The 19,483-nt window shown below is 69.8% G+C and carries 18 protein-coding genes and 2 tRNA genes; 9 read left to right on the top strand and 11 right to left on the bottom strand.

The features are described from left to right. Positions 1-60: 60 nt before the first annotated feature. The 4 genes from ACH4N1_RS05485 to pknB all read left to right on the top strand — a co-directional run bounded on the left by ACH4N1_RS05485 (position 61) and on the right by pknB (position 6,714). Positions 61-1,614, top strand: a complete 1,554-nt coding sequence (locus ACH4N1_RS05485; RefSeq protein WP_398094669.1) for a Stp1/IreP family PP2C-type Ser/Thr phosphatase — start codon at positions 61-63, stop codon at positions 1,612-1,614. A gap of 27 nt (positions 1,615-1,641) precedes the next feature. After that, entirely contained in the window at positions 1,642-3,093 is a 1,452-nt protein-coding gene (locus ACH4N1_RS05480) for an FtsW/RodA/SpoVE family cell cycle protein (protein WP_398094668.1), read from the top strand. Further along, complete coding sequence (locus tag ACH4N1_RS05475; protein WP_398094667.1) at positions 3,090-4,562, top strand: peptidoglycan D,D-transpeptidase FtsI family protein; 1,473 nt, start codon at positions 3,090-3,092, stop codon at positions 4,560-4,562. The genes ACH4N1_RS05480 and ACH4N1_RS05475 overlap by 4 nt, the downstream gene beginning before the upstream one ends. A 169-nt stretch (positions 4,563-4,731) precedes the next feature. Beyond that, positions 4,732-6,714 carry a Stk1 family PASTA domain-containing Ser/Thr kinase gene (pknB, locus tag ACH4N1_RS05470; RefSeq protein WP_398094665.1) on the top strand — a complete coding sequence of 661 codons (1,983 nt, stop codon included), beginning with the start codon at positions 4,732-4,734 and terminating at the stop codon, positions 6,712-6,714. 97 nt (positions 6,715-6,811) lie between these two features. On the opposite strand, the gene ACH4N1_RS05465 is transcribed toward pknB, so the two are convergent. From ACH4N1_RS05465 to ACH4N1_RS05445, 5 genes are all read right to left on the bottom strand, one after another. After that, positions 6,812-7,579, bottom strand: a complete 768-nt coding sequence (locus ACH4N1_RS05465; protein ID WP_398094664.1) for a class E sortase — start codon at positions 7,577-7,579, stop codon at positions 6,812-6,814. Between the two features lie 29 nt (positions 7,580-7,608). Beyond that, positions 7,609-8,637, bottom strand: coding sequence for a class E sortase (locus ACH4N1_RS05460; protein WP_398094663.1), 1,029 nt, complete (start codon positions 8,635-8,637; stop codon positions 7,609-7,611). Continuing rightward, positions 8,634-9,272, bottom strand: a complete 639-nt coding sequence (locus tag ACH4N1_RS05455) for an aminodeoxychorismate/anthranilate synthase component II (RefSeq protein WP_398094661.1) — start codon at positions 9,270-9,272, stop codon at positions 8,634-8,636. The genes ACH4N1_RS05460 and ACH4N1_RS05455 overlap by 4 nt, the downstream gene beginning before the upstream one ends. Continuing rightward, complete coding sequence (locus tag ACH4N1_RS05450; RefSeq protein WP_366058307.1) at positions 9,269-9,466, bottom strand: hypothetical protein; 198 nt, start codon at positions 9,464-9,466, stop codon at positions 9,269-9,271. The genes ACH4N1_RS05455 and ACH4N1_RS05450 overlap by 4 nt, the downstream gene beginning before the upstream one ends. A gap of 274 nt (positions 9,467-9,740) precedes the next feature. Further along, entirely contained in the window at positions 9,741-10,529 is a 789-nt protein-coding gene (locus ACH4N1_RS05445; protein WP_398094660.1) for a DUF881 domain-containing protein, read from the bottom strand. A 141-nt stretch (positions 10,530-10,670) separates the two neighbouring features. Here ACH4N1_RS05445 and crgA point away from each other — a divergent pair, with 141 nt between their 5' ends. Next, on the top strand, positions 10,671-10,925 hold the full coding sequence (gene crgA, locus ACH4N1_RS05440) for a cell division protein CrgA (protein WP_086767093.1): 255 nt from the start codon (positions 10,671-10,673) through the stop codon (positions 10,923-10,925). A 256-nt stretch (positions 10,926-11,181) separates the two neighbouring features. On the opposite strand, the gene ACH4N1_RS05435 is transcribed toward crgA, so the two are convergent. Both ACH4N1_RS05435 and ACH4N1_RS05430 read right to left on the bottom strand, forming a co-directional pair. Further along, positions 11,182-12,072 (bottom strand): rhomboid family intramembrane serine protease, encoded by an 891-nt coding sequence (locus tag ACH4N1_RS05435; protein WP_398094659.1) that lies wholly within the window; start codon positions 12,070-12,072, stop codon positions 11,182-11,184. A gap of 149 nt (positions 12,073-12,221) precedes the next feature. Beyond that, positions 12,222-12,749 (bottom strand): peptidylprolyl isomerase, encoded by a 528-nt coding sequence (locus tag ACH4N1_RS05430; RefSeq protein WP_366058304.1) that lies wholly within the window; start codon positions 12,747-12,749, stop codon positions 12,222-12,224. Between the two features lie 333 nt (positions 12,750-13,082). Between ACH4N1_RS05430 and ACH4N1_RS05425 the strand changes: the two genes are divergently transcribed. Then, on the top strand, positions 13,083-13,784 hold the full coding sequence (locus ACH4N1_RS05425) for a DUF5324 family protein (RefSeq protein WP_398094657.1): 702 nt from the start codon (positions 13,083-13,085) through the stop codon (positions 13,782-13,784). Positions 13,785-13,914: 130 nt separating this feature from the next. Here the strand turns inward: ACH4N1_RS05425 and ACH4N1_RS05420 are convergent. Further along, positions 13,915-13,987, bottom strand: a tRNA-Ala gene (locus ACH4N1_RS05420). A 184-nt stretch (positions 13,988-14,171) separates the two neighbouring features. Here ACH4N1_RS05420 and ACH4N1_RS05415 point away from each other — a divergent pair. Both ACH4N1_RS05415 and ACH4N1_RS05410 read left to right on the top strand, forming a co-directional pair. After that, the gene (locus ACH4N1_RS05415; protein WP_363087691.1) at positions 14,172-14,720 is read left to right on the top strand and encodes a DNA-binding protein; all 549 of its coding nucleotides are present in this window, start codon (positions 14,172-14,174) and stop codon (positions 14,718-14,720) included. A gap of 200 nt (positions 14,721-14,920) precedes the next feature. After that, positions 14,921-16,564: a serine/threonine-protein kinase gene (locus ACH4N1_RS05410; protein ID WP_398094656.1), complete on the top strand. Its 1,644-nt coding sequence runs from the start codon at positions 14,921-14,923 to the stop codon at positions 16,562-16,564. On the opposite strand, the gene ACH4N1_RS05405 is transcribed toward ACH4N1_RS05410, so the two are convergent. Both ACH4N1_RS05405 and ACH4N1_RS05400 read right to left on the bottom strand, forming a co-directional pair. After that, the gene (locus ACH4N1_RS05405; RefSeq protein WP_398094655.1) at positions 16,528-17,904 is read right to left on the bottom strand and encodes a hypothetical protein; all 1,377 of its coding nucleotides are present in this window, start codon (positions 17,902-17,904) and stop codon (positions 16,528-16,530) included. The two genes, ACH4N1_RS05410 and ACH4N1_RS05405, sit on opposite strands and share 37 nt — an antisense overlap. Before the next feature lie 209 nt (positions 17,905-18,113). Next, complete coding sequence (locus ACH4N1_RS05400; RefSeq protein ID WP_003999697.1) at positions 18,114-18,242, bottom strand: DLW-39 family protein; 129 nt, start codon at positions 18,240-18,242, stop codon at positions 18,114-18,116. A 339-nt stretch (positions 18,243-18,581) separates the two neighbouring features. Here ACH4N1_RS05400 and ACH4N1_RS05395 point away from each other — a divergent pair, with 339 nt between their 5' ends. Continuing rightward, positions 18,582-18,950 carry a DUF6344 domain-containing protein gene (locus tag ACH4N1_RS05395; protein ID WP_398094654.1) on the top strand — a complete coding sequence of 123 codons (369 nt, stop codon included), beginning with the start codon at positions 18,582-18,584 and terminating at the stop codon, positions 18,948-18,950. A 441-nt stretch (positions 18,951-19,391) separates the two neighbouring features. Here the strand turns inward: ACH4N1_RS05395 and ACH4N1_RS05390 are convergent. Next, positions 19,392-19,468, bottom strand: a tRNA-Ile gene (locus ACH4N1_RS05390). Between the last annotated feature and the right edge of the window lie 15 nt (positions 19,469-19,483).

Genomic DNA, 19,483 nt, shown 5'->3' with positions numbered 1-19,483 from the left:
AGGGTGGGCAGTGTGGCTCGACACGACCGGCTGTACCCGGGGCCGACGGGCGAGGTGCGCATGAGTCTGTCACTGCGCTTCGCCGCCGGATCGCACAAGGGCATGATCCGGGAGGGCAACGAGGACTCCGGTTACGCCGGTCCGCGCCTGCTCGCCATCGCCGACGGCATGGGCGGCGCCGCCGCCGGTGAGGTCGCCTCCTCCGAGGCCATCTCCACCATCGTCGCCCTCGACGACGACGTGCCCGGCTCCGACGTCCTCACCTCGCTCGGCACGGCCGTGCAGCGCGCCAACGACCAGCTGCGCTCGCTGGTCGAAGAAGACCCCCAGCTCGAGGGCATGGGGACCACGCTGACCGCGTTGCTGTGGACCGGCCAGCGGCTGGGGCTCGTGCACGTCGGCGACTCGCGCGCCTACCTGCTGCGGGACGGCGTACTGAGCCAGATCACGCAGGACCACACCTGGGTGCAGCGCCTCGTCGACGAGGGCCGGATCACCGAGGAAGAGGCCACCACCCACCCGCAACGCTCACTGCTGATGCGGGCGTTGGGCAGCGGGGAGCACGTGGAGCCGGATCTGTCGATCCGCGAGGTGCGGGCCGGCGACCGCTATCTGATCTGCTCCGACGGCCTGTCCGGCGTCGTCTCGCACCAGACGCTCGAGGACACCCTCGCCAGCTACCAGGGCCCGCAGGAGACCGTGCAGGAGCTGATCCAGCTCGCGCTGCGCGGCGGCGGCCCCGACAACATCACCGTGATCGTCGCCGACGTGCTGGACCTGGACACCGGCGACACCCTCGCCGGGCAGCTGTCCGACACCCCGGTCGTGGTCGGCGCCGTCGCCGAGAACCAGAACCAGCCGCACGTCAACGGCATCATGCAGACCCCGGCCGGCCGCGCCTCCGGCCTCGGCCGACAGGGCCGCGGCCAGGGCGGCGGCGAGTTCGGCCCGCCCGGCTCCGGCGACGTCACCGGCTTCATCCCCACCGACGGCTTCGGCGACTACACCGACGACGACTTCGTCAAGCCCCACAAGGGCCGCCGGTGGCTGAAGAGATCCCTGTACGGCGGTCTCGCCCTCGCCGTCATCGGCGGCGGGCTGTACGCCGGCTGGCGCTGGACCCAGACCCAGTACTACGTCGGCACCAAGGGCGAGCACGTCGCGCTGTACCAGGGCATCAGCCAGGACCTGGCCTGGGTCTCGCTCTCGAAGGTCGAGAAGGACCACCCCGAGATCGAACTCAAGTACCTGCCGCAGTACCAGCAGAAGCTGGTCGAGGCGACGATCGCCGAGGGCAGCCGGACCACCGCCCAGAAGAAGATCGACGAACTGGCCGTGCAGGCGTCCGCGTGCCGCAAGCAGGCGGAGGCGGCCACCGCGACCGCCGCGACCCCCAGCAAGGCCGGATCCACGACCGGTGAGGGCGAGGCCGACGGCACCGCGGGAACCACTCCCGTCTCCCTCACGTCCAAGGCATCGCCGACCCCGACCCCGTCGGGATCGGCGCCGTCCCCGTCCGCGTCTCCGTCCACATCAGCGACCGCCACTCCCGGCCCCGGCCCCACCCTCTCGGAGGATGAGCAGAAGGTCGTCTCGCTGTGCGGTAAGCAGTAGGCAAGCCGTGAGAGGCCCCGTCACACGATGAGCAGTACAACCAACACGTCGACGCACCACACGTCCACGATCGGCTCGATCGGCACCCCGAGCCGGCGCAACACCGAGCTGGCGCTCCTGGTGTTCGCCGTCCTCATCCCGGTGTTCGCCTACGCCAACGTGGGCCTCGCCATCAACGAGCAGGTGCCGGCCGGCCTGCTCAGCTACGGCCTGGGCCTCGGCCTGCTGGCCGGCGTCGCCCACGTGGTCGTCCGCAGGTTCGCCCCGTACGCGGACCCGTTGATGCTGCCGCTGGCGACGCTGCTGAACGGCCTCGGGCTCGTGGCGATCTGGCGGCTGGACCAGTCGAAGCTGCTGCAGTCCATCAACCAGGCCGGCAACGCGGCACCACGCCAACTGATGTACACGGCGTTGGGCATCGCCCTCTTCACCGTGGTGCTGATCTTCCTCAAGGACCACCGCGTCCTGCAGCGCTACACCTACATCTCGATGGTCGCCGCGCTGGTCCTGCTGCTGCTCCCGCTCGTCCCGGGCCTCGGCGCCGACCTCACCTACGGCGCCAAGATCTGGGTCAGCGTCGCCGGCTTCACCATCCAGCCCGGTGAGTTCGCCAAGATCGTGCTGGCGGTCTTCTTCGCCGGCTACCTGATGGTCAAGCGCGACGCACTCGCTCTCGCCAGCCGCCGCTTCATGGGCATCTACCTGCCGCGCGGCCGCGACCTCGGCCCGATCATCGTCGTCTGGATGATCTCGATCCTCATCCTGGTGTTCGAGACCGACCTCGGAACGTCGCTGCTGTTCTTCGGCATGTTCGTCATCATGCTGTACGTCGCCACCGAGCGGACCAGCTGGATCGTCTTCGGTCTGCTGATGTCCGCGGCCGGCGCGGTCGGCGTGGCCAGCTTCGAACCGCACGTCCAGACCCGTGTGCAGGCCTGGCTCGACCCGATGCGCGAGTACCAGCTCAGCCGCGCCGGAACCAGCGACGGCATCGTCCACTCCGAACAGGCCATGCAGGCCCTGTGGGCCTTCGGCTCCGGCGGCACCCTGGGCACCGGCTGGGGCCAGGGCCACTCCGAACTGATCCGGTTCGCCGCCAACTCCGACTTCATCCTCGCCACCTTCGGCGAGGAACTCGGCCTGGCCGGCATCATGGCACTCCTTCTGCTGTACGGCCTGGTCGTGGAACGCGGCGTGCGCACCGCCCTCGCCGCCCGCGACCCGTTCGGCAAGCTGCTCGCCATCGGCCTGTCCGGCGCCTTCGCGCTCCAGGTGTTCGTTGTCGCCGGCGGTGTCATGGGCCTCATCCCGCTCACCGGTATGACGATGCCGTTCCTCGCCTCCGGCGGTTCCTCCGTCATCGCCAACTGGGCGCTGATCGGCATCCTGATCAGGATCAGCGACACCGCGCGCCGTCCGGCCCCGGCCCCCGCATCCAACCCCGACGCCGAGATGACCCAGGTGGTCCGCCCGTCATGAACAAGCCCCTGCGCCGGATCGCGATCTTCTGCGGACTCCTGGTCCTCACCCTGCTGCTCCGCGACAACTACCTCCAGTACGTCAAGGCCGACACCCTGGCCTCCGACACCGACAACCGCCGCGTCAACATCACCCGCTACGCCACCCCGCGCGGCGACATCATCGTCGGCGGCAAGGCCATCACCGGCTCCGTCGAGACCACCAGCGGCGACTACAAGTACAAGCGCACCTGGACCAACGGCGCCATGTGGGCGCCGGTCACCGGCTACTCCTCGCAGGCCTTCGGCGCCAACCAGCTGGAGAGGCTCGAGGACGGCATCCTCACCGGCAACGACGACCGGCTCTTCTTCCGCAACACGCTCGACATGATCACGGGCAAGAAGAAGGAGGGCGGCAGCGTCGTCACCACCCTCAACGCCGCCGCGCAGAAGGCCGCCTACGAGGGACTGGGCGACAAGAAGGGCGCCGTCGCCGCGATCGACCCGGCCACCGGCAAGATCCTGGCGCTGGTCTCGACGCCGTCGTACGACCCGTCGAAGTTCGCCGGATCCTCGGACAAGGACGCCGAGGCCTGGAGCGCGGTCCAGAAGAAGAACAACCCCGACGACCCGATGCTGAACCGGGCGCTGCGCGAGACCTACCCGCCGGGCTCCACCTTCAAGGTCGTCACGGCGGCCGCGGCGCTGGAGAACGGCGTGGCCTCCGGCATCGACGACGCCACCAAGACGCCGGACCCGTACCAGCTGCCGGGCACCACCACCGACCTCACCAACGAGCACGGCGAGTGCGAGAACGCCAGCCTGCGGTACGCGCTCATGGTGTCCTGCAACACCGTCTTCGCGAAGCTGTCCGACACCGTCGGCAACGAGAAGATGATCGAGCAGGCGCAGAAGTTCGGCTACAACAACAAGGAGCTGGACACCCCGGTCCGCGCCTCCGAGAGCGTCTACCCCGAGGACAACAAGCCGCAGAACGCCATGGACGGCATCGGCCAGGCCTCCAACCGGGCCACCCCGCTCCAGATGGCGATGGTCGCCTCGGCCGTCGCCAACGACGGCAAGCTGATGAAGCCGTACATGGTCGACCAGCTCAGGGCCGCGAACCTCGACACCATCGAGACGACCGAGCCGCAGGAGCTGTCCCAGGCGGTGTCCTCGGAGACCGCGCAGAAGCTCCAGCAGATGATGGAGACGGTCGTCAACGACCCGCAGGGCACCGGCGGCAAGGCGAAGATCTCCGGCGTCACGGTCGGCGGCAAGACCGGTACCGCCCAGCACGGCCTGAACAACAGCGAGAAGCCGTACGCCTGGTTCATCTCCTACGCGAAGCTGGCCGACGGCAGCTCGCCGGTCGCCGTCGCGGTCGTCGTCGAGGACGGCGCCGCCAGCCGTGACGACATCAGCGGTGGCGGTCTCGCCGGCCCGATCGCGAGGGACGTGATGAAGGCCGTCATCGACAGCAAGAAGTGACCCCCATCACGTCGCCCACACATCGGTGCACGTTGCGATACCGGTCCGGTATCGGGTGACGGGCTTGGCCAAGTCACACAGCGCCGTCCGGGTACGGTATGCCCGGGCGGCAGCCGCCGACCGCACACGTGTGCCGGTCGGGACCGACGGAGAGGGCTGGTAGGTAGCTATGGAAGAGCCGCGTCGCCTCGGCGGCCGGTACGAGCTGGGCCACGTGCTCGGCCGTGGTGGCATGGCCGAGGTCTACCTCGCGCATGACATCCGCCTCGGCCGCACCGTGGCGGTGAAGACGCTGCGCGTGGACCTCGCGCGCGATCCTTCCTTCCAGGCCCGGTTCCGCCGGGAGGCCCAGTCGGCCGCCTCGCTCAACCACCCTGCGATCGTCGCGGTCTACGACACGGGCGAGGACTACATCGACGGGGTCTCGATCCCGTACATCGTCATGGAGTACGTCGACGGCTCCACGCTCCGCGAGCTGCTCCACTCCGGCCGCAAGCTGCTGCCGGAGCGGACGCTGGAGATGACCATCGGCATCCTCCAGGCCCTGGAGTACTCGCACCGCGCCGGCATCGTGCACCGCGACATCAAGCCGGCGAACGTCATGCTGACGCGCAACGGCCAGGTCAAGGTCATGGACTTCGGCATCGCCCGCGCCATGGGCGACTCCGGCATGACGATGACGCAGACCTCGGCCGTGATCGGCACCGCCCAGTACCTCTCCCCGGAGCAGGCCAAGGGCGAGCAGGTCGACGCCCGCTCCGACCTGTACTCCACGGGCTGTCTGCTGTACGAACTGCTGACCGTACGGCCGCCGTTCGTCGGCGACTCCCCGGTCGCGGTCGCCTACCAGCACGTCCGCGAGGAGCCCCAGGCGCCCAGCGTCTTCGACCCCGAGATCACGCCCGAGATGGACGCGATCGTGTTGAAGGCCCTCGTCAAGGACCCCGACTACCGCTACCAGTCCGCCGACGAGATGCGCGCCGACATCGAGGCCTGCCTCGACGGCCAGCCCGTCGCGGCCACGGCGGCCATGGGCTCGGTCGGCTACGGCGGCTACCCGGACGACCAGCCGACCACCGCGCTGCGCTCCACGGACGGCGGCGCCACCTCGATGATGCCCCCGGTGAACCCGGACGGCGGCGGCTTCGGCTACGACGACCGCCCGGACCGGCGCCGCCAGAAGAAGTCCAACACCTCGACGATCCTGCTGATCCTCGCCGCCGTGCTGGTCCTGGTGGGCGCGATCCTGATCGGGAAGTGGGTGTTCAGCGGTGGCGGCACGGGCAACGACACGGTGACCGTGCCCACCCTCATCGGGAAGACCCAGGCCGAGGCCACCCAGCAGCTGACCAACATCGACCTCAAGGTCGGCACCGTCACGCAGAAGCCCTGTGAGGACCAGGCCAAGGGCAACATCTGTGACCAGGACCCGGATCCCAAGGCCGAGGTCGACAAGGAGTCCGCCGTCAACCTGGTGGTGTCCACGGGGGCGCCGAAGGTCGCGGTGCCCAGTGTCCTCGGCAAGAGCCTCGACGACGCCAAGTCGATCCTGGAGGGCGACCAGTACCAGCTGGTCGTCGACACCAAGAACGAGATCTCCACGGAGGAGCCCGGCACCGTCCTGGACCAGGACCCGAAGCTGGGTTCCGAGGTCGAGAAGGGCTCCAAGGTCACTCTCACCATCGCCAAGGCGGAGGACAAGGCGACCGTCCCCGACGTCCTCAACCAGAGCTGTGACCAGGCCAAGGCCCAGATGCAGGCCAACAACCTGGTCGGCAACTGCACCGAGGTCGAGACCCAGGACCAGAACCTGGTCGGCAAGGTCATCTCGACCACACCGTCGGCCAACTCGAAGGCCACGAAGGGCTCCCAGGTCCAGATCCAGATCGGCAAGGCCCCCGAGAACCAGCAGACGCAGGTTCCGGGCAACCTCCAGGGCATGAAGCTGAAGGACGCCAAGAAGGCGCTCCAGGACGCGGGCCTGAACGTCGGCAACGTCACCGTCAACGACGACAACGCCACCGTCATCAACTCCGACCCGGCGCCCGGCAGCACCGTGAACAAGGGCCAGACGGTCAACCTGGTCACCATCGGTGGCGGGGGCAACGGAGGGAACGACGGCGGGGGCGGTTTCTTCGGCGGGGCCGGATAACCGCCGCACCACGCGAAAGGCCTCGGGCCCTGCCGGACGGACGATCCGGCAGGGCCCGAGGCCTTTGCTCATGGCTCAGCAGGGCCGGGGCCCGGCCTCAGCGCAGCTCCGCCGGCGGTGTCCGCTCCGCGTCCACCTTCTCCACGCGGTCCAGTTCGCCCCACACCACGTACCGGTAGCGGCTCGTGTAGACGGGGGTGCAGGTGGTCAGGGTGATGTACTTGCCGGCCTTCTTCTTCCCGGACTCCTTCGGGACCGCGCCGAGGACCTCGACGTTGTACTTCGAGGTCTCGGGCAGGACGGCGTACACCTTGTAGACGTACCAGTTGTCCTTGGTCTCGAAGACGATCGGGTCGCCCTCGTCGAGCTTGTCGATGTTGTGGAACTTGGCGCCGTGGCCGTCGCGGTGGGCGGCGAGGGCGAAGTTGCCGTCCTTGCCGCTGGTCGGGAGCGTGGCCTTGACGGGGTCGGTGTAGTAGCCGGCGACGCCGTCGTTGAGGATCTTCGACGTGGTGCCCTTCTCGACCAGGACCTCGCCGTCGCCCAGGGCGGGCACGTGCAGGAAACCGATGCCCTCCTTGGTGTCGAGCGCGCCCGGACCGGCCTCCTGCGCCCAGGTGTCGCGGACCTTGTCGCCCTGCCGGCCGGCCTTGCGGTCGGCGACCACGTTGGTCCACCACAGGGAGTAGACGACGAACAGGCCGAGCACCAGCCCGGCCGTGATGAGGAGTTCACCGAAGAAGCTGACCGCCTGCGCGATCCGTCCACCGCGCCGCCGCGGGGTCGGGGGCGGGGCGGCGGCGTCCCGCATGCCGCTGTGCTCCTGGTGACCGGTGTGCTCGGTGTCGCCGGTGGTCGCTGCCACGTTCACTCTGCCCCTACTCGACTGCACGCCTACTCGACGAGCGCATCCGGCTTGCCCTTGCTGCGCGGCCGTTCCTCGACCATCTTGCCCCAGACGATCAGCCGGTACTTGCTGGTGAACTCCGGCGTGCACGTCGTCAGCGTGATGTACCGGCCCGGCCCGGTGAATCCGGATCCCGGCGGCACGGGTTCGAGGACGCTCACGTTGCTCGGCGAGGTCACCGGGAGCATCGACGCCATCTTGTAGACGTAGTACTCGTCCTGCGTCTCGACGACGATCGCGTCGCCGGGCTGGAGCCTGTTGATGTACCGGAACGGCTCGCCGTGCGTGTTGCGGTGGCCGGCGAGCCCGAAGTTGCCGGTCTTCGCGTCGGGCATGGCCGTCTTCAGCGCGTCCTCGCCGTAGTGCCCGACCATGCCCTTGTCGAGCACCTTCTTGTTGCTGATGCCCTCGGCGATCGGCACCACCACGTCCAGCTTCGGGATGTGCAGGATGGCGAAGCCCTGTCCCGGCGAGAAGGTGCCGGGGTTGCGCCTGCCGCTCGCCCAGTCGTCCTGGAGGCTGCTGGCCTCCTTGTCCGCCTGCGCGTGCGCCCGGACGTTCGTCCACCACAGCTGGTAGGTGACGAAGAGGAGCATCAGCACACCGGTGGTGATGAACACCTCGCCGACCGCCCGGCTGGCGACGACCGCCGCGCTCGGCTTGCGGGCCCGCGCCTGCCGACGGGCCTCCACCCGTGAGAGGGGCCGCGCCGCCGTTCCCGACGGACCCTCGGCGCCTCCAGCGCCACCAGCGCCGCCCTGGCTGCCGTGGTCACCGTGAACCCCGTGGCGCCCGTGACGGCCCTTGGCGGCCTTCCTGCGGGCCGCACGGCCGCCCGCCGGGGTTCCCGTGACAGGAGGGGCCGTCGAGGCTCCAGAAGCGGACAGGGAATCGCCGCCGAACGCGGACCCGGGCGACTGCGGTATCCGCAGCGCCACCGTCTCCTCGTCGATGGGAGCCTCATACGGCGTGCCGCCGTACAGGTGATCCTCACGCTCGGGGCGCACTGCGGTCACGCCGTGGCCCTGCCCACCACCGGGGCGAGCCCCGCCGACCTCGCCACGGCACCCTGGTCGCCGCACTCCACCAGCCAGTTGGCCAGCATCAGGTGCCCGTGCTCGGTGAGCACCGACTCCGGGTGGAACTGCACTCCTTCGACCGGCAGTTCACGGTGGCGCAGACCCATGACGATGCCGTCCTGGGTGCGGGCCGTGACCTCCAGCTCGGCCGGGACCGTCGCCGGCTCGGCCGCGAGCGAGTGGTAGCGGGTCGCCGTGAAGGGCGAGGGCAGACCGGCGAAGACGCCCTTGCCGCCGTGCTCCACCAGCGAGGTCTTGCCGTGCAGCAGTTCCGGCGCCCGGTCCACCACACCGCCGTACGCCACCTGCATCGACTGCATGCCCAGGCAGACGCCGAAGACGGGCACCCCGGTGCCCGCGCAGTGGCGGACCATGTCCACGCAGACACCGGCCTCCTCCGGGGTGCCGGGGCCCGGCGACAGCAGGACGCCGTCGAAGCCGTCCTGGGCGTGCGCCGTCGACACCTCGTCGTTGCGCAGGACCTCGCACTCGGCACCCAGCTGGTACAGGTACTGGACCAGGTTGAAGACGAAGCTGTCGTAGTTGTCGACGACGAGAATGCGCGCGCTCACTGGTTGTCCACCGTCACATCGTTGAAGGGAAGCAGCGGTTCGGCCCACGGGAAGACGTATTGGAAGAGGGCGTACACCACGGCCAGAACCAGCACGATCGAGATCAGCGCCTTCACCAACGCGTTTCCCGGCAGATGCCGCCAGATCCAGCCGTACATGCCGTCCCTTCCGTCGCACCACGGCACCAGACTCACGCCGTACGTCACCAGACTAGCGGCGCAGGGCCTTCGGTTCGTCTGCCTCCACAGGCTGTGTGGAGGCCGGATGCGCCCGGACGATCAGCCGGCGACCGTGCTCCCCACCGGGGCCGGCACGTGGTCGGCGTCGCATGGCGTCCGGGACGCGTCTACCCCGACTTACGTGGCGCGGGGCCGATCACCTCGACGTCCGGGGGCACTGTTTCAGGGAAACGGTCGCCGTCCCCTCGAACACCGGCATGTTCCACGTGAAACCACGCCGCGGGGTGTGCTACTCCACCGGCTTCGCGTAGTGCAGATCCACTGTGCCCGAGTAGCCGGGCAGCGTCACGGTGCCGTCCTCGGTGACCTTCCAGCCGAGCCCGTAGACGTTGACGTACACCATGTAGTTCTGGATCGCCAGGGAGTCGGCGAGCGCCTGCTGGAGCTTCTCGGGGTCCCCGACCGCCTGGATCTTGTACGGCGGGGAGTAGACGCGGCCCTGGAGGATCAGGGTGTTGCCCACACAGCGCACCGCGCTGGTGGAGATCAGCCGCTGGTCCATGACCTTGATGCCCTCGGCGCCGCCCTGCCACAGGGCGTTCACCACGGCCTGGAGGTCCTGCTGGTGGATGACCAGGTAGTCGGGCTGGGGCTCCGGATAGCCGGGGAGCTTGGCGGTGGCGTTCGGCGGGGCGTCGTTGAGCGTGACCGTGACCGCCCGGCCCTTGACCTTCTGAGTGCCCGCAGCGTCCTCGAGCCGGGCCAGTTTCTCGTCCTCGGCCAGGGTGCTTCCGTCGTCGGCCTCGGCCAGTGACTCGACCTCGTCGCGCAGGGCCGCGTTGGACTCGTCCAGCTCGCCGTTCTTGTGACTGCGCTCCTGGATGAGGTCGGACAGCTTCAGCAGCGAGGCGTCCGTGCGGATGTTGGTGCCCTTGGCGGTGTCGAAGCTGGTGAAGAAGATGAGACCCGCGAGGGCGAAGACACCGGCGGTGAGCACACGGACCGGCCGGAAGCGCGGACGGCGGCCGGGAGCGGAACCCGTTGAACCCGTCCCGGGGAAGTCGGCAGAATTGCTCAACGTACCCTTATCTCCTTCGGCGCCGTAGAAGCACTACGCTAACGGACGCCCGGGGGAGCGGTCAGTGTCCCCTTGTACGCCGCCCCGAACCCGACCCAGTACCCTGCGCGGCCACGCAGCGCATCGACAGGAGAGACCCTCGTGCCGAAGTCACGTATCCGCAAGAAGGCCGACTACACGCCGCCGCCCGCGAAGCAGGCGACCGCCATCAAGCTCAACAGCCGTGCCTGGGTCGCGCCGGTGATGCTGGCCATGTTCCTCATCGGACTCGCCTGGATCGTCGTGTTCTACGTGACCGACGGATCACTGCCCATCGACGCCCTGGGCAACTGGAACATCGTGGTCGGCTTCGGCTTCATCGCCGCCGGCTTCGGTGTCTCCACCCAGTGGAAGTAGCCGGCGGAGCACCTCCGCCCAGGGGTGTCCACCGAGTTATCCACAGCCCTTTTCCACAGTGGGGAAAAAGAATGACCATCTGTGGATAACTCTTCTGGCGTTGACGCCGGTATGACGAACGGCCAGTAATCGAAAACTTGTTCGCCCCCTGCCTGACCTGCGGAAAAGCTGGTCGCTGGCAGGGGGCGCCGTTGTTCCCGCACCGTGTGCACAAGATCGGGCACACGCTGTGGACAACGCGACTTCCGGATTGCGCTCAGGTGAGCTGGGCGGTCCTCAGGAGCGTGACGACCACGATCACGGCCAGCACGAGGGCGCAGGTGCCGTACTGCACGAGGGAACGGCGATCGCGCGGGGCGTGGACCATGGCAATCCCGATGACCACGCCCGCCACCAGGCCGCCGATGTGGGCCTGCCAAGCGATGTTGCTCCACCCGAAGGTGAAGATCAGGTTGATCACCAACAGGGCGATGATCGGCCGCATGTCGTGCCGCATGCGGCGCATCAGCACCGCGGTGGCGCCGAAAAGCCCGAAGACGGCGCCGGAGGCACCGAGCGAACCGCCGCTCGGTGAGGCCAGCAGATAGGTCAGGGCGCTGCCCGCGAGTCCGGAGAGCAGGTAGAGGGCCAGGTAGCGGACACGCCCCAAGGCCTCTTCCAACGGGCCACCGAGCCACCACAGGCTCAGCATGTTGAAGGCGATGTGCCAGATGGCCTCGTGCGTGAACATCGAGGTGAAGAGCCGGTACCACTCGCCCTCGGAGACCCCCTGGGTGGCGCCGAACGGCGCCGGGGGCCACTGGCCGACGAGCACCAGGTCGCCCAGCAACGACGAGCGCACATGGACGGCGAGGAAGACCGCCAGGTTGATCCCGATCAGGATCTTCGTGAGCAGCCGCGGATCGGCCACGACGGTCCCGCCCACGAGGGTGCGGGGCCGGTTCGCATCCGGCGCGTGTCCCGTGCCGGAGCCGTTCCGCACGCACTCCGGACACTGGAAGCCGACGGAGGCGCTCACCATGCACTCGGGGCAGATCGGGCGCTCACAACGCGTGCAGCGCACGCCGGTCTCACGACCCGCATGCCGATAGCAGACCGGCAGACCACTCTGCGCGTCGTCCGGCCGACTGCCTGGCGCCTGATCCATGGGCTCCCCCGATCTCGTCGTGAACAAGGCTGTGCCCCGACCGTCCCTACGGACGAGCGGGGCAAATGGTTCCCACGGGGCACCGGACGCCGACCGGCCCGGTGCCGCACCACGCTGTGCCGTGCCGTGCGCTCAAGCGCGGATCAGGGCTACCGCTTCTCGACGACGACCGACTCGATGACGACGTCCTTCAGCGGGCGGTCGGTGCGCGGGTTGGTCTGGGTGCCCGCGATCGCGTCGATGACCTTCTGGCTCGCCGGGTCGGTGACCTCGCCGAAGATGCTGTGCTTGCGGGTCAGCCAGGCCGTCGGGGAGACGGTGATGAAGAACTGCGAGCCGTTGGTGCCCGGGCCGGCGTTGGCCATCGCCAGCAGATACGGCCGGTCGAAGCGCAGGTCCGGGTGGAACTCGTCCTCGAACTGGTAGCCGGGCCCACCGGTGCCGTTGCCCAGCGGGTCACCGCCCTGGATCATGAATCCGCTGATCACCCGGTGGAAGACCGTGCCGTCGTAGAGCTTGGCCGAGGACTTCTCGCCGGTGGCGGGGTGGACCCACTCCCGGCCCCCGGTGGCGAGGTCGACGAAGTTCTTGACCGTCTTGGGCGCGTGGTCCGGGAAGAGCCGGACCTCGATGTCGCCGTGGTTGGTCTTCAGGGTGGCGTAGAGCTGCTCGGCCACGGTCTGCCTTCCGTTGTCTTCGTGTGACCCACCGATCCTCGCACGCCCGGGGCGGACCGTCGCCCGGCCGCGTCCCGTGCGCAGGAAGCGTCCACTTCATGTGGGGAAAAGTGCCTGTCCCGCCCGGGACGGGGGCAAGCCGGGCCGATCCGTGGCATTGTCGACGACAAGTTCCCGTTGCCCGGTATTCACCCGCTCTTGGATCCGATCAAGACAACTCGGGCGTCCGGCACCCGTATGCCCGTCCGCGCATGCCCCAGAAGCTGTCGGCAGGCATGATCCGTAAAAGGGTGGAAAGTCGAAATACCGTACGCCACCGAGGAGGAGGAACCCGTGACCCGCATCGACAGCGTGCGCGCCGCGACCGGTTCGGCGAAGGACAGCGTGCTGCACGCCGCGGAAGTGGTGGCGCCCTACGCCGACACGGCCAAGGAAAGGGCCGCGCTCTACGCGCACGAGGCCCGCGTACGGCTCGCGCCCAAAGTGTCGCAGGCCGCCGAACAGGCCCGCGTCCAGTACGACGCCCTTGTGGCGCCCCGCTTGGAACAGGCGTTGGCGCATGTCCCGCCGAAGGTCGACCAGGCCGCTCATGAAGCGGCCCTCCGTACGCGCCTGGCCGCCCGGCAGGCCGCCGAGTACTCCCGGCCGAAGATCGAACAGGCGGTGGCCGCGGCCGGGCCCGTGAAGAGCGAGGCCGCCGCCCGCAGCGTCGCCGCGATGGCCGCCCTGCGCGGTCAGGTGACGCCGAGGGAGATCGAGAAGCTGGTGCGCAAGCATCGCCGCCGCGCCAGGGCGGGCAAGCTCGCCAAGGCACTGGCGGTGGCCGGCGTCGTGGCCGGGGGCGCCTTCGCCGCCTGGAAGTGGTGGGACAAGCAGGCCAACCCCGACTGGCTGGTCGAGCCCCCCGCCGCCACCGAGGTACCCGCCGCGAGCGGTCTGACATCGGTCGACGGCAGCGGTGACACCTCGGCTCTCGACCCCGAGGTGCAGGCGAAGGAGGACGAGGAGACATCGAACCGCGAGGACCGCGGCTGAGCCTCTCCGCCCACGTTTCACGTGAAACAGCCCCGAGGATCCCGGGGGCCGTCGCTCCGGGGATCCGCGGGATCGCACGAAGAAGAGCCCCTCCGTCCGGTGGTCACCGGACGGAGGGGCTCTTTCGATGTGGAGCCTAGGGGAGTCGAACCCCTGACATCTGCCATGCAAAGACAGCGCTCTACCAACTGAGCTAAGGCCCCTCATGGGGAAGCGTCCGGCCGGAGGAGACGATCCCGGCGGGCGCCGACGACCAGAGTACCGGGTCACCCCCCGTATCTCGCAAAAAGATTGGGGGTCCCCGCGGATGACCACTCTCCGTAAGATGCTCGGCGTGGTTCGCGACAGCGAACCGCGGTTTCTTGGGGAAGCGATGGGGAGACGCACATGGACGCCGCACAGCAGGAAGCAACCGCGAGAGCGCGGGAACTGCAGCGGAACTGGTACGGGGAGCCGCTGGGGGCGCTCTTCCGTAAGCTCATAGACGACCTCGGTCTCAACCAGGCTCGTCTCGCGGGGGTGCTGGGGCTGTCGGCGCCGATGCTGTCCCAGCTGATGAGCGGGCAGCGGGCGAAGATCGGCAACCCGGCGGTCGTACAGCGGGTGCAGCTGTTGCAGGAACTGGCGGCCCAGGTCGCGGACGGCAGCGTCAGCGCCGCCGAGGCGACCGAGCGCATGGACGAGATCAAGCGGTCGCAAGGGGGATCGGTGCTCAGCAACACCACGCAGACGACGAGCGGTTCGGGGGCGCCCACGGTCAAGCGGGTCGTCCGCGAGATCCAGTCGCTGCTGCGCTCGGTGGCCGCCGCCGGTGACATCATCGACGCGGCCGACACCCTCGCCCCGACCCACCCGGAACTGGCGGAGTTCCTCAAGGTCTACGGCGCCGGCCGCACCTCGGACGCCGTGGCGCACTACCAGTCCCACCAGAACTGAGCACCGGGCCCGGTGACCGAAGGGGGTTCGGCGACCGGGCCGACGGCACAGTGCGGGACCGCGAGGGGCGCGGAAGTGCCGCTCTTCGACGGGGGATGACGCGAGCCGGATAGTGACGGGCCACGGGGGTCGTATCACTCATCACCGGGTAGCGAGGGGACAGCAGGGGGAATCCCGACGGGGAGGAGCGACGCACCACCATGGGTGAGGTCTTCGCCGCACGGTACGAACTCGCCGATCCGATCGGCCGCGGAGGAGTAGGCGCCGTCTGGCGCGCCTGGGACCATCGTCGCCGCCGTTACGTCGCCGCCAAGGTGCTCCAGCAGAGCGACGCCCACGCACTGCTCCGCTTCGTCCGCGAGCAGGCACTGCGCATCGACCATCCCCACGTCCTCGCCCCCGCCAGCTGGGCCGCGGACGACGACAAGGTCCTGTTCACCATGGACCTGGTCACCGGCGGTTCCCTGGTACACCTCGTGGGCGACTACGGCCCACTGCCTCCCCTGTTCGTCTGCACCCTCCTCGACCAGCTGCTGTCCGGACTCTCCGCGGTCCATGCGGAGGGCGTCGTCCACCGTGACATCAAGCCCGCCAACATCCTGCTGGAGGCCACCGGGACGGCCCGCCCACGGCTGCGGCTGTCCGACTTCGGCATCGCGATGCGGCTGGGCGAACCACGCCTGACCGAGACCAACCTCGTGGTGGGAACACCCGGCTACCTCGCCCCCGAACAGATGATGGGTGCCGAACCCGACTTCCCCGCCGATCTCTTCGCCGTCGGCCTCGTCGCCCTGTACCTCCTGGAGGGCGCCAAGCCGGACGCCAAGGCCCTCCTCCAGTACTTCGCGGAGCACGGAACTCCGGGCGCGCCCAGAGGTGTCCCCGATCCGCTGTGGCAGGTCGTGGCGACACTGCTGCAACCGGACCCCGAAGCCCGCTTCCGCACCGCGACGGGGGCGCGCAAGGCACTGGCCGCGGCCGCCGAGCTGCTTCCCGAGCCCGGCCCGGACGACGAGCAGATCGAGATCTTCGACCAACTCGGGCCGCTGCCGGAGGGCTTCGGACCACAGGGCCCCTCGAAACCGGCGCCGGGCGTCGCGGGGACCTCGCCCTTCGGGCGGATGCCGCCGCAGCGGGACACCGCGGGGCCCACTCCCGGCGGACCGGGCCGGGATCCCCTGCCGGCGTGGCCAGGCACGGGTCCCGTGACGCCCGGAACCCCGGCCCCGCCCGTAGCGCCACCCACCGCCCCGCCCCCCGGCCCTCCCGTCGTTCAGCCTCCGGTGCCGCCGCGATGGCCGCCCCTGCCTCAGGCCGGAACGGGGCCGGCTGCGGGCGCCGGACCGCACGGGACCGGCGCCGTACCGCCCGGCTCGCCCCTGTCCGACGGCCCGGGGGCGGGGGGCTTCCCGGCGCCGGACGCTCCACCGCATCTCTCCGACACCGACGATCCACGTCGGCGGCGTGACACCTCGTCCACCGGCCCCGTCCACTCCTTGTCGGACACCGGCAGCTTCCACCTGCCGCCTCCCCCGCACCCGGGCACGGCCTCCGGACAGGCCCCCCTCCGTGGCACCCCGAGCGAGTCCACCTTCGTCCTGCCTTCCCGCCCCTCGCCCGCCCGGCGTGTCGACACCTCCACCGCGTCCTACACCGCTCAGGACCCACAGGCTCCGCCCCCTGCGGACCCTGCTCCGGGACCACCGGTTCCCGTCCGCCGCCGTGGTCACCGCCGAGCGAAAGCGGCCCGGCGGCCCGGGCCGCCCGCCAAGGTCGCGCTGCCCCTCCTGCTGCTGGCCCTGGCCTGCTACGCCGTCGGGTTCTGGGCGTTGGCCCGGATCTGAGCGGCGGTGCGGCGCCTGACTGTCACCGTCCACACGCCGAGCACCAGCAACAGCGCGCTGCCGGTACCGATGCCGCCCACGGCGACCGCCGCCATCGCGCCGTCACCCCCGGCACCGCCACCGCCGTCGGCCGTACCGCCGGCCGAGGCGCCCCGCCCGCTCCGCGCGCCGGTCTCGAAGACACCGCTCGGCACCGACCGGCCCTCGTAGCCCGGCCCGGCCTGTGCGGTCCCGCCGATCCGGACGCGCAGCTTCACGTCGTAGGGCCCCTCACCGAAGCGTTCGGCGACGTGCGCAGAGAGGTACATGGCGAGGTAGTGGAAACCCGCGAACCGCAGGCTCTGGGCCGGGTCCGTGGGGGCGTACCGGTTGACGTAGCGAACCGGTGGCAGCGGGGGCAGAGAGGTCGACTTCTGGGTGCCCCCGTAGCCGACGCTGGTGCCGGCGATCTCGGCGCGCACCGGGTTGTAGACCGTCAGGTCGAGGGCGGGGACCACGAATCCGGAGTCCGTGTCCGCGCTGCCCAGATCGACGGTGGCGTACAGCTGCTGTCCCCAGTCGACGGGCACCTTGTAGTAGAGGGTCTGTCCGGGGACGATCCGGTCCCGCCAGACGCCCTGCCCCACGGCGGTCGCGCCGGAGAAGCCGCCGCCGCCCGGACGGTCGACGGGTTCCGCGCCGAGGGGCGCGGGCGTGGCGGAGTCCCACGCCCCGGGCACGTTCGTCGCACCGTCACCGGCCGCCGGCGGCTCGGACACGGGTGCCAGTTCCAGTTCCCAGGGCTGTTCGGTCGCGGTGCCGGTCTCGGTGCGCTCGACCACGAGGAAGTAGGTGCCGGCCTCCTGGCACAGGCCCTTGCCCGCCAGGATCTCGCGCGCCCCCCAGGCGGTGATCGGATGCGGGTCCGTGGAGGCACCCACGGTCACGGTGTCGTAGGAGCAGCTGCTGCCGTCGGCGTTCTGCACGGCGACCTTGACGCCGTCGCCACTGGTGAGCGTGGTGCCGGGGCGCGGGACGGCCGTGACGGAGACGTACGCGTTCGAGGCGTCGTCGAGTTCCAGCCGGTAGTAGGCCTTCTCGCGGCCCTCGAGGGCACTGCGGTACGTGACGCCCGGCTCCAGGCGCGCGGCGTCGGCGGTGCCGTCGGCGGCGGTGACAGCGCGGGCGCTCCGGTCGAACGCGTAGGCGGGTGCGTCGGCCTCACCCGCGGCCCGGGCCGCGGTCCCCGGCAGCCCGGCCGAGGCCACGCAGAACACCGCCGCCACGGCCACGACCCGCCCGACGGCCGACCGCGCCACGACCTCGCGCAGTGCGGTCCTCCACCCCGTACGCCGGCCCATCACACGCCCCCTCGACCTCGCCGGCAGCGGTCCTGTCCGGACCCGGCCGTGGGCCATCCTGCCCTGCCGTCCCGGGCGCCGCCCCCGCATCCCGCACGAACGTCCGAAACGGCAGCCCCGCCGCCCCTAACCGAGGTCGGCCTCCCCCACAACACAAAACCCCGACCGCACGGAGCGGTCGGGGCCTGATCAGTATTCGGTGTCGATACTCACGAACCCGTGGGCACGGAGTCAGTCGCCTCCGTCCACAGATCCTGCTCGGCGCGATCCGCCTGGATCTGGCGGTACACGAGGAGCCCGCCGATGGCGGCCAGTGCGACCAGGAGAAGCTTCTTCACCGCGCGACCTCGTCTTTCCTTGACGTAGGGGACCTCTGGCGCCCGACTATACACACCGACCGATACCGATCGGTGACCTGCGTCGACCCTCCAACTCCCGCCCTCGACAGCCCTGTAGGCAGGGCCATGGCAGAGGATCACGCCCTCGGACCAGAGGGTGATCACGCCCGCACGGACGGTCACTTCGCCCGCCTTCGATGAGTTATCGACCCTCTTGCACCCATCCGGGTGGTGTTCATCGGAACAACGCCACGCCACGGGCGTCGGTCCACCACTTCGCGCCCCGCATACACATCATGAGGAAAGTACGCAAATCGCCCGACCCGAAAGTGAGGGGCCATGACCGACAACCGGATCACGAAGCTCTGGACCGCCTTCATCACCGCTTTCCTCGCGCTCTGCACGGCGCTCGGACTCATCACTACCACCGCCACGACGGCGGTAGCGCAGAGCGAGCCGACGCGCAACAGCGGCGAAAGCAACAGCGCCGTACACGCGAACGTGCCGGCGGTGTCCCCCTGGGCGTCCTGGCTACTGGCCCGGTCCCTGCCCCCCACGATGAAGCAGCGCATCCACGCCGAGGCCCACGGGAAGTCCCCCCACTGCCGCCAGCGCCCGCTCCCCGAGACGGAACCGGACGACCTCACGGCCCCGTGCGACACCGAGACCGACCTCGCCGCCGAGCCCGTCGCCCCCCTCCAGCGCTGACACCCCGGCACCACGTGCCGCACCCGGCCACGATCACGACGTAACGGCGAACTTGCGTACAGCCGCACGATGCAGGCCCGGCAGCTCCCCAGGAGCAACCGGGCCTTCGCCATGCCCACGCATGGCATCTCCCGCTCCCGCGCCCCCGTGCGGGGTCATGAGTGACGAGTCATGAGCACGAGTTCCACGGCTCAGGGCCCGGGGTTCAGAGGTCTGGGCACAAGGCCCAGGGCCCAGACCGAGCCTCACAGCCCGGCAGCACCCCGCATACCCGGCACCCGACACCCGGCACCCAGTCAGACCGTCAAGCCTCAGCGATCGGTCACCCGGTCTCACCCCTGCACCCACACCCGGCCCGCCCACCCCCCAGACGGCTCGCCGCCCCGACCCCACGCAAACACGCCGAAGGCCCCCAACCTGACCGGTTGGGGGCCTTCGTACTGGTGGGGCTAACAGGATTTGAACCTGTGGCCTCATCCTTATCAGGGATGCGCTCTAACCAACTGAGCTATAGCCCCGCCGCGCTTTGCGGT

The organism is Streptomyces sp. NPDC017202 (assembly GCF_044331705.1).
In the GTDB taxonomy this organism is placed as follows: Bacteria; Actinomycetota; Actinomycetes; order Streptomycetales; family Streptomycetaceae; genus Streptomyces.
Note: the sequence above shows the minus strand (reverse complement) of the source record. Positions and strands in the feature narration are given on the sequence as shown.

Bases quoted from the DNA above. Each gene is read 5' to 3' on its own strand.
- ACH4N1_RS05480 (WP_398094668.1), top strand. From the start codon at position 1,642: ATGAGCAGTACAACCAACACGTCGACGCACCACACGTCCACGATCGGC.
- ACH4N1_RS05415 (WP_363087691.1), top strand. From the start codon at position 14,172: ATGGACGCCGCACAGCAGGAAGCAACCGCGAGAGCGCGGGAACTGCAG.
- ACH4N1_RS05475 (WP_398094667.1), top strand. From the start codon at position 3,090: ATGAACAAGCCCCTGCGCCGGATCGCGATCTTCTGCGGACTCCTGGTC.
- pknB (WP_398094665.1), top strand. From the start codon at position 4,732: ATGGAAGAGCCGCGTCGCCTCGGCGGCCGGTACGAGCTGGGCCACGTG.
- ACH4N1_RS05405 (WP_398094655.1), bottom strand. From the start codon at position 17,904: ATGGGCCGGCGTACGGGGTGGAGGACCGCACTGCGCGAGGTCGTGGCG.
- ACH4N1_RS05435 (WP_398094659.1), bottom strand. From the start codon at position 12,072: ATGGATCAGGCGCCAGGCAGTCGGCCGGACGACGCGCAGAGTGGTCTG.
- ACH4N1_RS05410 (WP_398094656.1), top strand. From the start codon at position 14,921: ATGGGTGAGGTCTTCGCCGCACGGTACGAACTCGCCGATCCGATCGGC.
- ACH4N1_RS05395 (WP_398094654.1), top strand. From the start codon at position 18,582: ATGACCGACAACCGGATCACGAAGCTCTGGACCGCCTTCATCACCGCT.
- ACH4N1_RS05485 (WP_398094669.1), top strand. From the start codon at position 61: ATGAGTCTGTCACTGCGCTTCGCCGCCGGATCGCACAAGGGCATGATC.